Consider the following 12,084-nt stretch of genomic DNA (forward strand, 5'->3'; position numbering starts at 1 on the left):
AGCGTTCCGACCCCAGGGGGGCCGGTGCGCGCACCCCGACCAGACGAAGCGACCAAGGAGTTTGACCGTGGCTCTTCCCCAGCTGACACCCGAGCAGCGTGCCGAGGCTCTCGCCAAGGCGGCGGCAGCGCGCCGTGAGCGGGCGGCCGTCAAGAACCGCCTGAAGAACGCCCAGGGCTCGCTCGCCGAGGTGATCGCGGAGGGCAAGGACAATGACGTCATCGGCAAGATGAAGGTCTCGGCCCTGCTGGAGTCGATGCCAGGGGTCGGGCGGGTCCGGGCCCGCCAGATCATGGAGGAGGTCGGCATCTCCGAGAGCCGGCGGGTGCGGGGGCTTGGGGCCAACCAGGCGCAGAAGCTGCTCGAACGCTTCAGCCAGGCCTGACGGCCCCCGTGGTGACCGACCCCGCGCAGGGGAACGGGGCCGACGCGGGGCAGGGGCCGCAGCCGACCCGCCGCCTCGTGGTATTGGCGGGGCCGACCGCGGTCGGGAAGGGGACGGTGGCGGCCCACGTCCGGGCCCACCACCCGGAGGTGTGGCTGTCCGTCTCGATGACGACCCGGCCCCCACGACCCGGCGAGGTGGACGGGGTCCACTACCACTTCGTGGACGACGCCGAGTTCGAGCGGATGCGGGCTGCGGGGGAGTTCCTGGAGTGGGCCGTGGTGCACGGCAGGGCCAAGTACGCCACGCCCCGGACGCCGGTGCTCGAGGCGCTTGAGGCGGGCCGGCCCGCGCTGCTGGAGATCGACCTGCAGGGGGCGCGCCAGGTGCGGGCACGGATGCCGGAGGCGCTGTTCGTCTTCCTGGCACCTCCCTCGTGGGAGGAGCTGGTGGATCGGCTGGTCGGCCGCGGCACCGAGAGCGAGGAGGAACGGGAGGCGCGCCTGGCCACCGCTCGCACCGAACTGGCCGCCGTGGCCGAGTTCGACACGACCATCGTGAACGACCAGGTCGCCAGAGCGGCCTCCGAACTCGTATCATTGATGGTTGACCCCCACACGACCGGACTACCCGTGAGGAAACACACGACGTGATCGGCACCATCGCCAACCCCGACGGCATCACCAACCCGCCCATCGACAGCCTGCTGGAGCGCGCTGACTCCAAGTACGCCCTGGTGATCTACGCCGCCAAGCGTGCCCGGCAGATCAACGCCTACTACTCCCAGCTGTCCGAGGGCCTGCTGGAGTACGTCGGCCCGCTCGTGGAGTCGGACGTGACCGACAAGGCGCTGTCCATCGCGCTGCAGGAAGTCGACCAGGGCAAGCTGCACCTGTCCGAGGTCGAGAAGGCCTGAGGCCCCGGCCCTGACGCACCCCCACCCCGGACACCGAGACGCCAGGAGTCGTCGCATGCGGGTCGTGCTGGGAGTGAGTGGGGGGATCGCCGCCTACAAGGCGTGTGGTCTCCTGCGCCACTTCACCGAGAGCGGACACGAGGTGACCGTCGTCCCGACGCGGGCGGCGCTGCAGTTCGTGGGCGCCGCGACGTGGGCCGCCCTGTCCGGGCGGCCGGTCGCCGAGGACGTGTTCGAGGAGGTCCACGAGGTGCCGCACGTGCGGCTGGGACAGCAGGCCGACCTCGTGGTGGTGGCGCCCGCGACCGCCGACCTGCTCGCCAGGGCCGCCCACGGGCTGGCGGACGACCTGCTCACCAACACCCTGTTGACGGCCCGCTGCCCGGTGGTGCTGGCGCCCGCCATGCACACCGAGATGTGGCTGCACCCGGCCACGGTCGCCAACGTCGCCACGCTCCGCGAGCGGGGGGTGCACGTGATCGAGCCGGCCTCCGGGCGGCTCACCGGCACCGACACCGGCCCGGGACGCCTACCCGAGCCGTCCGACATCTTTGCCGAGTGCCTGCGCGTGGTCGAGTCGGCGGCCTCCGGGGGGACCCGCGACGACGACGCCGCCGGGTGCGGAGTCCGCCAGAGGTGCCACAGGACCTGGCGGGGCGCACCGTGGTGGTCTCCGCCGGTGGCACCCGGGAGCCGCTGGACCCCGTCCGGTTCCTGGGCAACCGCTCCTCCGGCAAAGCAGGGGTATGCCGTGGCGCGGGTCGCGGCCGAGCGCGGCGCCACGGTGCGCCTGGTCGCGGCGAACGTCGACCTCCCGGCGCCGCCGGGGGTGGAGGTGACGCCGGTCGAGACCGCCCTGGACCTCCAGCAGGCGGTCACCGCTGCCGTGGCCGGCGCGGACGTCGTGGTGATGACGGCGGCGGTCGCCGACTTCCGGCCCAAGCACTACGAGCAGGCCAAGATCAAGAAGTCGCACGAGCCGGGGGCACCGGAGGCCCCGGTCGTCGAGCTGGTGCGCAACCCGGACATCCTCGCCGGGCTGGTGCAGGACCGGGGGCCGGCCACGCACCCGGTGATCGTCGGCTTCGCCGCGGAGACCGGCGACGCCTCGGGGGACGTGATCGGCCTGGCCAGGGACAAACTCGCCCGGAAGGGGTGCGACCTGCTGGTCGCCAACGAGGTCGGCCGGGAGCTGACCTTCGGCCAGGACGAGAGCACCGTCCACCTGCTGCGGCCCGACCGCGACGAGGTGCGCACGGTGGGACCGGCGGACAAGTCCGTCGTGGCCGCGGCGCTGTGGGACGAGGTGGCCGACTTGCTCTCACAAATCTGATCGTGCCCTTGGCTATTCATCCAGTCCAATCACCTGGACTGGGCCCCTCAGGGAGGGAGGCCTTCCTGAAACTTCTCCCACCCGACACGCGATTCGGGCAGGCGACTTGGGACGGGATCGAACGGTGATGCCACTGCGGTGACTGTCGAGTTCGGATGAGGCGTCCGTTCGGCGAGGTGGGGCTAGGCGGTATGAGGCGACCCCGGTCGCCTCAACCCCTAGACCAGGTGAGGCGGTTGACGCCCGGCCAAGAGGGGTCGAGCACAAGTGCCTTCTGTAAGCCGAGGACCCCCCAGGTAGAGCGACCTCATGGATCAGTCCTCACCACCCCCACAAATCAGGGCGGGGCACGACACCCCATCAGCACTCGACGGGCGACCTACCCGCCGGCCGGGGCACGATCTAGGACTAGACGTCATCGCCTCTGGAGGCCATGGTGTTCATCGGCCGACGGCTCGGCCACAAGCCTCCCACCAACGCGCACGGGCCGGAGCGAGACCTACACCCCCCTTTGGGACGTCAGCGGTGGATCTCAGCCCCCTGTGGCAGCGCTACGAGCGACATGTGGTCCACCTCAATGTGGCGCCACGCACAGTCCGACCAAGCATTCGCGGTGGCGCATCGTCCCGCTCCGCCTGTCAGCGGCGCTTGAAAACTGGTCAGGTACGGCGCTCGAAGACTGGTCACCTCTACCACGATTAGGGAGTGATCACGATGGAAGATTGGGCACTGATCAGGAGGCTGGCTGCTGACGGCAAGCCGAAGGCAGCGATCGCCAGGGAGCTGGGGATCTCACGGACCACGGTCGCCAAGGCGGTCGCCTCGGCGGGGCCGCCGAAGTACGAGCGAAAGAGCGGACCGACGTCCTTCACGCCGTACGAGGCGCGGGTTCGGGCGCTGCTGGCAGAGGTTCCGGATATGCCGGCGACGGTGGTCGCTGAGCGGGTCGGGTGGACCGGGTCGATCCGGTGGTTTAGGGACAACGTGAACCGGGTGCGGGTCGACCACCGGCCGATCGATCCGGCGGACCGGTTGACCTGGTCGGTCGGCTGACGCGGCCCAGTGCGACCTGTGGTTCCCGCCGCGCAAGATCCTGCTGGAGGACGGGTCCAGGGCGTTGCTGCCGGTGCTGGTGATGACCCTGGCGTTCTCCCGGTTCATCCTGGCCAGGATGATCCCCACCCGCAAGTGTGAGGACCTGCTGCTGGGCATATGGCTGCTGCTGGCCCAGCTGGGACGGGTACCGCGCCGCCTGATCTGGGACAACGAACCCGGCATCGGGCGGGGCAAGAAGTTGACCGAACCGACCGCCGTGTTCTCCGGTGACTCTGGCCACCAAGATGGTGCTGCTGCCACCGCGGGACCCGGAGTCCAAGGGAGTGGTCGAGCGAGGCAACGGCTTCTTCGAGACCTCGTTCATGCCAGGGCGGCACTTCGAATCACCAGCCGACTTCAACGACCAGTTCGCCGACCTGGCTGGATCACCGCGAACAGCCCGGACGGTACGCACCATCAAGGCCCGTCCGGTGGACCTGCTCGCCGCGGACAAGGACAACGATGCTGCCCCTGCCACCGGCGCTGCTGCACCTGGGCTGGCGCAACCACGTCCGCCTCGGCCGGGACTATTACGTGCGTATCGACACCAGCGACTACTCGGTGCACCCTGCCGCGATCGGCGGCCGGGTCGACGTGGCCGCTGACCTGGAGATGGTCCGTGTCCGGCACGGCGGCCGGCTGGTCGCCGAGCACCCACGCAGGTGGGCCCGCGGGATGACGGTGACCGACCCGGCCCACGTCGAAGCAGCTGCGGCCCTGCGCCGCGCCTACCAGGGGCGGGACCAGGGGGGCGAGGTTCCCGATCAGAGCCAGGACCTGTTCCGCGACCTGGGCGACTACGACCGGGCCTTCGGCCTGGACGTCCAGGCAGGAGGGCAGCTGTGAGCACCACCAAGACAGCCCCGGCAGCCGAGACGATCAAGACCATCACTCACCTGGCTGCCGCGCTCAAGGCACCCCGGATCACCGAGTCCGCTACCCGGCTGGCCGAGCACGCCCGCGACAGCCGGGTGGACCCACGAGGACTACCTGGCCGCGGTCCTGGAACGCGAAGTCGCCGCCCGCAACGCCTCCGGCGCCCAGCTGCGCATCCGCGCCGCCGGGCTGGCCGCTGCCAAGACCCTGGACGACTTCGACTTCGAGCACCAGCCCGCCGCCCGCACCCCCGTGCAGGCCCTGGCCTCCGGGGCCTGGCTGACCGAGCACCGCAACGTCGTCCTCCTGGGCCCGCCGGGCACGGGCAAGACACACTGTGAGACTCCGTGTCAAGCGCTCACGCCATGAGCGCCGCGGGCGGTCCGAGGCCTCAGCTGCGGTCCGTCTGCCAGAGTCGGTGCCGGTGACCATGACTGACCCGAATGACTCACTGGCCGGCCCGTGCTTGGGTCGCGCCTTCGCGTTGGATTTGTCGTCGTGGTCGCCGGCACCGGCCTGGCCCACCGACCGCTGGCCTGATCAGAAGCCTGGCCGACAGATGTCGTGCCTCATCACAGTCCTGCCGCGCGGTGACCGCACCCAGACCGGTGCCGACATCGGCACCCATCCTCGAAGGAGAGCACCGTGCAACCCATGCTCGCAGGCCAGGTGGACTACGTCATCGGCGTGGACACCCACCGCGACACCAACACCGCTGCCATCGTCGAGGCCGCCACAGGCGGCGTCGTCGACGACCTGCAGTGCCCCACCGACGCCATGGGGTACAAGCGCACTTACGCCTTCGCCACCAAGCACGCGTCGGGCCGGCGGGTCTGGGCGATCGAGGGCACCGGCAGCTACGGCTCGGGGCTGACAACGTTCCTGCTCGAGCGGGGTGAGTGGGTCGTCGAGATCGACCGACCCTCGCGGCCGGCCCGTCGCAACGGCGCCAAGAGCGACGAGCTCGACGCCGTCCGCGCCGCCCGCGAGGCGCTCTCGCGTGAACACCTGGCGGCGCCGCGTGCCCGGGGCGACCGCGAGGCGCTGAGGGTGCTGCTCACCGCTCGGCAGGGCGCCGTGGTGAGCCGCACCAAGGCGATCGGCCAGCTCAAGGCGCTCATCGTCAACGCCCCGCAGGCGCTGCGAGATCAACTGCGCCGCGGCACCACCGACGAGCAGCTCGAGCGCTGCTCCCGCCTGCGGACCTCTCCGGCGCAGTCGGTCGAGCACCGCACCACGATCCGAGCCATCCGCGCCGTTGCTCGACGCGCGTTGTTCCTCGAGGCCGAGGCCGCCGAGCACGAAAGCGACATCGAGGAACTCGTGATGACGATCTGCCCCTCCCTGCTGGACCTTCCAGGCGTCGGCCCGGTCACCGCGGCCCAGTTCATCATCTCCTGGTCCCACGCCCGCCGGGTCCGCAACGAGGCCGCGTTCGCCTCCCTCGCCGGTGCAGCACCCATTCCGGCCAGCAGCGGAAACACCGTGCGGCACCGGCTCAACCGCGCCGGCGACCGACAGCTCAACAGAGCACTGCACACTGTGGCGCTCTCACGACTCCAGCATCATCCGGCGACCAAGGCCTACGCCGCCCGACGGACCCAGGAAGGCAAGACACCCCGAGAGATCAAACGCTGCCTCAAGCGCGCGATCGCCCGCCAGATCTACCGGCACTTGGAGTCACACGCGGCGGCTCAAAGAGAACTCTCACTGGCCGCTTGACAGACATAGAAGCATCTGTGAGTGACCACGATCGTGGCGTCGACATCGAGGACAATCAGGTCATCGCGCAGGTCGGTTCCAGCAACCTTGCTGGCCGGCACACCGCCGGGCAGCTGGGACCACACGTGGCGGCGGACTCGCGCCCGAGCGGTCTGGATCTTCTTCAACCGACCAGGCGTGACCTCATCCAGCGTGCGCCACACCGTGGGTGGCGACGCGACCGGACCGAGCACGCTGGACTGGTGTGCCAGCACGTCGATGTCGGCGATCGCCTCACCACCATCGGCCAGCATCACCGCGACGTCGCTCAGCACCCTGCCGCGGTCGTGACCGGGGTAGAAGTTGCGGCGCACCATCGCCTTGGACAGTTCGCTCGTCAGGCCGACCCGGTCGGCCAGAAGCCGGGTTGCGACACTGCCCGCGTGGGCCACCACGCCGACACCATCGGAGGTAACGGACAGACCGGACGACCACGACGTACGCTTCACTTACCGAGTGCTTCCTGCTGGGCGACCTGGGACCTTAGACAAGTCCAAGTCTTCCCTGCTCAGGGAGCACTTCGGTGTTTCAACGCGCCAATCACGCCGCCGAGTCGTGAACGATCCGGGCTAACGTCTCTTGCTCCTCTCGCCAGATAGTCATGGAACGTGCACATCACCTGAGTAGGACGGGCCGCATTGACGAACGGCCGAGCGTGCAGTAACGTGCAAAGCACTCATGTTGGATCTCCAGAGGAAAGGCAGTGATAGCCATGACCAGCAAAGACACCAACACGAGCGAGTTGGCGCTCGACGAGTTCGAAATGATCGCGGACGGCCCTGCACTTGAGAGCCTGACGCCCGCTCATGCTATGGCAGAGAACGGCGCATCGGTTACGGACACTCAGATCGCCAACTGTAGCTGTGCATCGTGCAGCCAGAGCAACCAGCCCACGGGCTTGCCGCTCAGTGAGCAGTTCTGAAAGCACAGTAGCAAAGGCCGAGAGCGCAGTTTCTGCACTCTCGGCCTTTGCGCGCACACCTTGGTTTCCGTGTCGCGTGGGCATTCTAGCGAGCGATACTCGGTTGCTGGAACTGGCCAAGAACCTTGAAGTGATGAAGGCGGAGTCAGTGCAAGTCGGAAAAGACTTGTCCGAATTTCTGACTGGGGAAGTTGCGCAGGCTCCGTCTGGCGAGTCCAGGGCCTCGCTCTTAAACCTGCGCCGCGCTGCCTACAACTACAGAGCCATTCCTGAGCCATGGAATGAGTCGACAGATTCACTCGGACCTCGGGCAGAGAGATGGCTCGGCGCATACGCAACTAGCCGCGATCAATATGACAAAATGCTCGCTCAGTTCCAAGCAGAATACACCGCCGAACTCCAAAGGGAAATCCAGAGGCTTCGCCAGAGGTGCTCCGACCCAGCATTCTTGCATTCTGTGAAACGGGCGAACGCCAAACTGGCATCCGAATTCGACTCATCGCTGAGCGCCCCGACAGCAGTGAATCGGCTCGTTAGGACGTTCTACAAATACTTGACCCGAGCTTCTGTCAAAACGAGCCCACTCGCGACGTTCGGCGTGGTCGGGCCAGTGATCATGCAGCACGCAGAAGCGCAATTGTCATTGGATACTGATGCAGCACGGTATCAGGCGTTTGTTCCTGTGCCGCCGCCTGGATTCTTGCCAGTTGCGACAAGGATGACCGCACAGTCGGAACTGCGGCTGAATCCTACACTCGCCACGTGGCTGGGCCGCTGCTGGATCGTCGACGAGGGAAGTGACTCCCGCCTTATGGCGGCTCCTAATCACTTGCCAGACATTTTGGGATCGTGGTTGAGGGCCGCGGACACTGTCTGTCGCCCCCTACCGGAATCCGTCCTCCCCACTGGTGTCGCTGCAGACTTGAAGCGGCTTGGCCTACTGGAGGACCCCTGCGTCCGGCTTCCCGTGAGCCAGTGGTGGGAAGGTGTCGAATTCTCGCGCGAGGAAGGAACTCCTCGCACCCGTTCAGCGGACATTGCTTCGTCTCTCGGGCTAAAGCGGATCATCACGGAGCCGCAGCATTCCAGCAAAGTCTCGGGTAGCAAGCAGCGAGATGAAGGCCTCATTACACCACCACCGTCAGTGACGGAGGAGCCAGCGGTTAGCCTGCCCGTTCTGGGAAGAGGAAATGGCGCATTCTGGCAGGATCAAGTGAACCTATTGAAGGTCCTTCTGCCGCTGATAGAATTGACGGGACCTGGCAGACTCATGCAGGCAGCGCTAACGGACTGGCGGGGGTGTGAACGCGAGAACTCCCCATTGACTCGAGTGTGGCAGGAGATGCGTGCGGAAATTAGAACTGGTAGTTCTATCGGATCCGTGTTCGAGTGCATCTTAAGTCGACGACCAGTGGCCGGGTCAAGAGCGGAGAAGGAACATCCGAACGTTAGCCGGGAGCTTCGACGAAGGTCGAGTGTCGTCACTTCGATCGACGGCCTAGCTCAGCGGCGCAGTGCCCCTGACGGCACGAGCGTTTTGAGTCTGGATCCTGAAGAGTTGCGTCAGAAGCTCTCAGAGTTGCGATCTGTATACCGTCCCGGGGCGATCGAGTGTCACCTCCAGGTTATCGGGCGTTCTGGGACACGTGAACACATTGACCATACTGTTCTCAATAGCGTGTACGTGGGCTTCGGATCCTTCCAAGCTCGAATGAGTTATGTGACCGGCGGAGCTGTGGAACCGCCGACGACAAATGACTCGTTGCGTGACGTCCTTGAAGTCGCTCCCCTTTCCCACGCGCTTGGGGGATTCGGCATTAGCGCATTCTCTGGGAGGCGACGCTTTACTGTGGGTAGTGACAGCCTCGTGCCCCTCGAGAACGAAGTTGCGGCAGGTAGCCTGGACCTTGTCTACAACGAAGCGATGGAGAGCTTTGTAGTTTGCGAGCGTGGCAGCGGCGTCGAGGTGACGCCAGCTGCGGTATCACGCGTAGCGATGGAAATGCTGCCACCTTTTCAACGGCTTGCCGTAGCTATAGGGGGCCAGTATCCTGGATTTGCTCCCTGGTGGACCCTTCGTACGCTCGGGCGCGAGGAGTTGAGCGACGGCGTCACTTACCTTCCCGAAATCAAACTCGGTGAGCTAATGGTGCTTCGTAGGGCTGGATGGATAGTTCAGCGTAAGATCTTGGAGCCCATTTGTGCCGCGGCGGACTCTGATCAGTTCACGTTGCTCGCTGATTTACAAAGTGTTTTCGCCCTGCCCCGATTCTGCATGTATCGTATGCTCGAGGCTGTCGAAGAGCGTCACAGCCCGCGCAAGCAACGAAAACCCCTCCTCCTAGACTTCGCGTCCCCCGTGTCGGTAGCTGTGTTCGCTCAGGAAGTGCGAAGTACCAGGGGTTCTGTGCTCATAGAGAGTGTAAATCCGGCCATCTCCGACTATGGCCACCGAGATTTCGTGTCGGAGATCGCGTTGGAGGTGCCGTGAGTATGAAGCTGTCCGCTGGCGACTGGTATGAGTTCCGCGTCTTCTATGGTCCCCGCGGGGAGGACCCTGACACCCTCATCTGTACCCTCGAGGACATCGGCCGCAAAGATGACTGGCGGTGGTGGTTCATCCGCCATTGGGAGGGTGGCTTACATCTGCGCGTGAGACTCGACCCAGCTACTGTGGTGAAATCTTCCGTGCGGAAGTCCCTTGAGGGCCTGGAGATCGGAGTCGGACGTGCGTGGTCTAGCGACCAAGAGATCAAGTCGTACCTGAGACGGTCAGCAGAGCACGCTCGGCGGGAAGGGATGCATAGCTTCGAGACCCGCCTCCGGCAGCCAGGCACGGTCGAGGAGTATCAGTATCAGCCGGAAGGTCGCTTCTACGCGGGCGCCTCCTACCATGGTTGGGTTGAGGAGCACTTCGTGAACTGCAGCCGGTTCGCGTCCGCGATTGTGTCCCGCTCATCTCCAGAGGGGCGTGAAGTCCGTCTGTTGGCGATTCTCCTTGTCGCGGCTTTGCTCCGGGGAGTGCAACCAAAGGAACTGGCGGGACTTGGCGGCAGTCTTACAGCCAAGAGATCGAGCGATTCGTGGCTCACTCGAGACGCTGTCGCCAAGGTAGTCAACGTTTCGATAGCTACGTGGAAGCGCGAACCTGAGGCTGAAGGGGCATCCGATGAACTGGTTTTATGGGCCGACAGCTTGGAGGCGCTCCTTCGCGCCACTCCGGTTCGGTACCACGACCGCTTGACGTACAATTGCGTGCACATGGCCGCTAATCGGCTGGGCGTTCGACTGGCAATAGAGTCGGAACTCAGGGGTGTCTTGGAGAGCAGGTCGTGATGGGAGGATACTCGATGTCGCTTGAGATTCACCGGCATGCAGGAAGCCTGGACGAGATAATTGTTGGGCCAGTCTCGGCCTTCTATTCTGACTGTTCTCGCCGCGGTGTTGCAGGCTATTTTACTCGCTCGTGGCTCAGGGGGAATCATGTCGGGGTGCACCTCCGTCGGGATGGCGAAGGTCAGTTGACACCACACGGCGAGGGCGCCGTACTTGTCGAGGCGATGCAACACCTTGTTCAACCGATTTTCGACGCCTCAAGCCCGGTGGCCAGAGCGAATAGCGATAGACTCAAGCTAGAGGCCGCTTTGACGGAAGCGGAAGCAATTAGAGGCAAACTCGAGTGGCGTCCGGATCTGACCGTTCATGCGCGAGAATACGATCAGCGGCTTCACGTGCATGGAAACAAACAGCATGAAGAACTTCAGGCATGGTATCTCGAGAAGACGGATCCTCATGTGATCGAGATTCTGCGAACCCAGCCGAGTCGGAATGATAGATTACAAGTCGCACTGGAGGCGCTTATAGACGTGGCGAATATTGCGTCCATTCGAGGACTCCTGGACGTCTTTCCAAGTTACACTTCACACGCAGAAGGATTCTTGTTTCGAGAGGATCACCAGGGTTCAATAAGAGAGCGCTGGGAAAAGCGTTTCGCCGCGAACGAATCAAAACTACGTGATCGTGCCGTCAGCCGTGTGGGAGGAATAAGTTCCCCCCTCGTTCGCGACGTTGGTGGGGTGCCGCTAGTGAAGGCCGTTCAGAGTCACGTGCGTATCCACGGCGGCAACCGGCCGGCCCATTTGTCAGGCGAGGGGCCTGCGCCGAAGACGCTACCAATGAGTGATTTTCATTCTCGCTTGCTTTCGGACGACTCGTGGTGGCGACGCGTGGGCCAATCCGAAGACTTCCAGGCCCTGCGATTCCTGCTGAACCTCGTGTACCTGAACTTGACTCGCTTGGGTCTTCAGCCCCAAGATCGGTACTATTTGGCCTACCTGCTTTCTCGGACGGGCGAGCGGGTGACAGGGCAGAGGGCGATTGAACGCATAAGAGAGATGCGAACCTGGGAGTGGCCGAATGCATGAAGTGATCCGAGAGCAGTTCTCGTTGCGAAGTGGAGTGGAGGGCCGGCCGGGTCGCACCGGCATCACCCTTATTTGCGAGTACCGGGAGTTCACCATACATGAACTTACCGTGGCAGATATCGAGTGTTTGTCCGGGTTCCGGGAATGGGACAATTGGGTCTCGACTGTCGGAGCGGAGAACGCGCGCCGGCTCCGTCTGCAAGGCTGGTTGGATTCCAGAGTTGTCACTGCATCAGGTGTTGAGTACGTTGTGTTTCCTCACCGGGAGTCAGCCTGCGAGTGTGGTTCGATGGTAACGCCCGAGCAGGCAACACTCTTTGACAACGTGATCGCTGAGGTGCACTCTGGGTTCAGCAATCTTTGGCGACCGGG

11 protein-coding genes and 3 pseudogenes are annotated in these 12,084 nt (G+C 64.7%); 13 read left to right on the forward strand and 1 reads right to left on the reverse strand.

Annotation, left to right across the window (positions count from 1 at the left end; genetic code table 11):
• Nucleotides 1–67 precede the first annotated feature (67 nt).
• From mihF to AC1QRC_RS11760, 9 genes and pseudogenes are all read left to right on the forward strand, one after another.
• Entirely contained in the window at nt 68–385 is a 318-nt protein-coding gene (gene mihF, locus AC1QRC_RS11720; RefSeq protein ID WP_484203482.1) for an integration host factor, actinobacterial type, read from the forward strand.
• Nucleotides 386–396: 11 nt separating this feature from the next.
• Nucleotides 397–1,038, forward strand: coding sequence for a guanylate kinase (gene gmk, locus AC1QRC_RS11725; RefSeq protein WP_484203483.1), 642 nt, complete (start codon nt 397–399; stop codon nt 1,036–1,038).
• Nucleotides 1,035–1,301, forward strand: coding sequence for a DNA-directed RNA polymerase subunit omega (gene rpoZ, locus AC1QRC_RS11730; protein WP_484203484.1), 267 nt, complete (start codon nt 1,035–1,037; stop codon nt 1,299–1,301). The genes gmk and rpoZ overlap by 4 nt, the downstream gene beginning before the upstream one ends.
• 55 nt (nt 1,302–1,356) lie before the next feature.
• Nucleotides 1,357–1,857, forward strand: a pseudogene (locus tag AC1QRC_RS11735) (flavoprotein); the annotation flags it as partial.
• A 192-nt stretch (nt 1,858–2,049) separates the two neighbouring features.
• Nucleotides 2,050–2,634: pseudogene (locus AC1QRC_RS11740) on the forward strand (phosphopantothenoylcysteine decarboxylase domain-containing protein); the annotation flags it as partial.
• Nucleotides 2,635–3,348: 714 nt separating this feature from the next.
• Nucleotides 3,349–3,687 carry a helix-turn-helix domain-containing protein gene (locus tag AC1QRC_RS11745; RefSeq protein WP_484203485.1) on the forward strand — a complete coding sequence of 113 codons (339 nt, stop codon included), beginning with the start codon at nt 3,349–3,351 and terminating at the stop codon, nt 3,685–3,687.
• Nucleotides 3,688–4,191: 504 nt separating this feature from the next.
• Entirely contained in the window at nt 4,192–4,575 is a 384-nt protein-coding gene (locus AC1QRC_RS11750) for a Mu transposase domain-containing protein (RefSeq protein WP_484203486.1), read from the forward strand.
• Nucleotides 4,572–4,950 (forward strand): annotated as a pseudogene (locus AC1QRC_RS11755) (ATP-binding protein); the annotation flags it as partial. The gene AC1QRC_RS11750 and the pseudogene AC1QRC_RS11755, both read left to right, overlap by 4 nt.
• 309 nt (nt 4,951–5,259) lie before the next feature.
• The gene (locus AC1QRC_RS11760; protein ID WP_484203487.1) at nt 5,260–6,327 is read left to right on the forward strand and encodes an IS110 family RNA-guided transposase; all 1,068 of its coding nucleotides are present in this window, start codon (nt 5,260–5,262) and stop codon (nt 6,325–6,327) included.
• Here AC1QRC_RS11760 and AC1QRC_RS11765 read toward each other — a convergent pair.
• The gene (locus AC1QRC_RS11765; RefSeq protein WP_484203488.1) at nt 6,300–6,815 is read right to left on the reverse strand and encodes a transposase; all 516 of its coding nucleotides are present in this window, start codon (nt 6,813–6,815) and stop codon (nt 6,300–6,302) included. The genes AC1QRC_RS11760 and AC1QRC_RS11765 overlap by 28 nt on opposite strands.
• A gap of 263 nt (nt 6,816–7,078) precedes the next feature.
• On the opposite strand from AC1QRC_RS11765, the gene AC1QRC_RS11770 reads away from it, so the two are divergent.
• From AC1QRC_RS11770 to AC1QRC_RS11785, 4 genes are all read left to right on the forward strand, one after another.
• Nucleotides 7,079–7,288, forward strand: coding sequence for a thiomuracin/GE37468 family thiazolyl RiPP peptide (locus AC1QRC_RS11770; protein WP_484203489.1), 210 nt, complete (start codon nt 7,079–7,081; stop codon nt 7,286–7,288).
• Between the two features lie 1,684 nt (nt 7,289–8,972).
• Nucleotides 8,973–9,779, forward strand: coding sequence for a hypothetical protein (locus AC1QRC_RS11775; RefSeq protein ID WP_484203490.1), 807 nt, complete (start codon nt 8,973–8,975; stop codon nt 9,777–9,779).
• 2 nt (nt 9,780–9,781) lie between these two features.
• Nucleotides 9,782–10,624, forward strand: a complete 843-nt coding sequence (locus AC1QRC_RS11780) for a lantibiotic dehydratase C-terminal domain-containing protein (protein ID WP_484206629.1) — start codon at nt 9,782–9,784, stop codon at nt 10,622–10,624.
• Between the two features lie 14 nt (nt 10,625–10,638).
• Nucleotides 10,639–11,712 (forward strand): lantibiotic dehydratase C-terminal domain-containing protein, encoded by a 1,074-nt coding sequence (locus tag AC1QRC_RS11785; RefSeq protein WP_484203491.1) that lies wholly within the window; start codon nt 10,639–10,641, stop codon nt 11,710–11,712.
• The last annotated feature ends 372 nt before the right edge of the window (nt 11,713–12,084 follow it).

The organism is Ornithinicoccus sp. (genome assembly GCF_057176825.1).

Coding starts and splice junctions, on each gene's coding strand:
- AC1QRC_RS11770 (WP_484203489.1), top strand. CDS start 7,079: ATGACCAGCAAAGACACCAACACGAGCGAGTTGGCGCTCGACGAGTTC.
- AC1QRC_RS11760 (WP_484203487.1), top strand. CDS start 5,260: ATGCTCGCAGGCCAGGTGGACTACGTCATCGGCGTGGACACCCACCGC.
- AC1QRC_RS11780 (WP_484206629.1), top strand. CDS start 9,782: ATGAAGCTGTCCGCTGGCGACTGGTATGAGTTCCGCGTCTTCTATGGT.
- AC1QRC_RS11750 (WP_484203486.1), top strand. CDS start 4,192: ATGCTGCCCCTGCCACCGGCGCTGCTGCACCTGGGCTGGCGCAACCAC.
- AC1QRC_RS11785 (WP_484203491.1), top strand. CDS start 10,639: ATGTCGCTTGAGATTCACCGGCATGCAGGAAGCCTGGACGAGATAATT.
- AC1QRC_RS11745 (WP_484203485.1), top strand. CDS start 3,349: ATGGAAGATTGGGCACTGATCAGGAGGCTGGCTGCTGACGGCAAGCCG.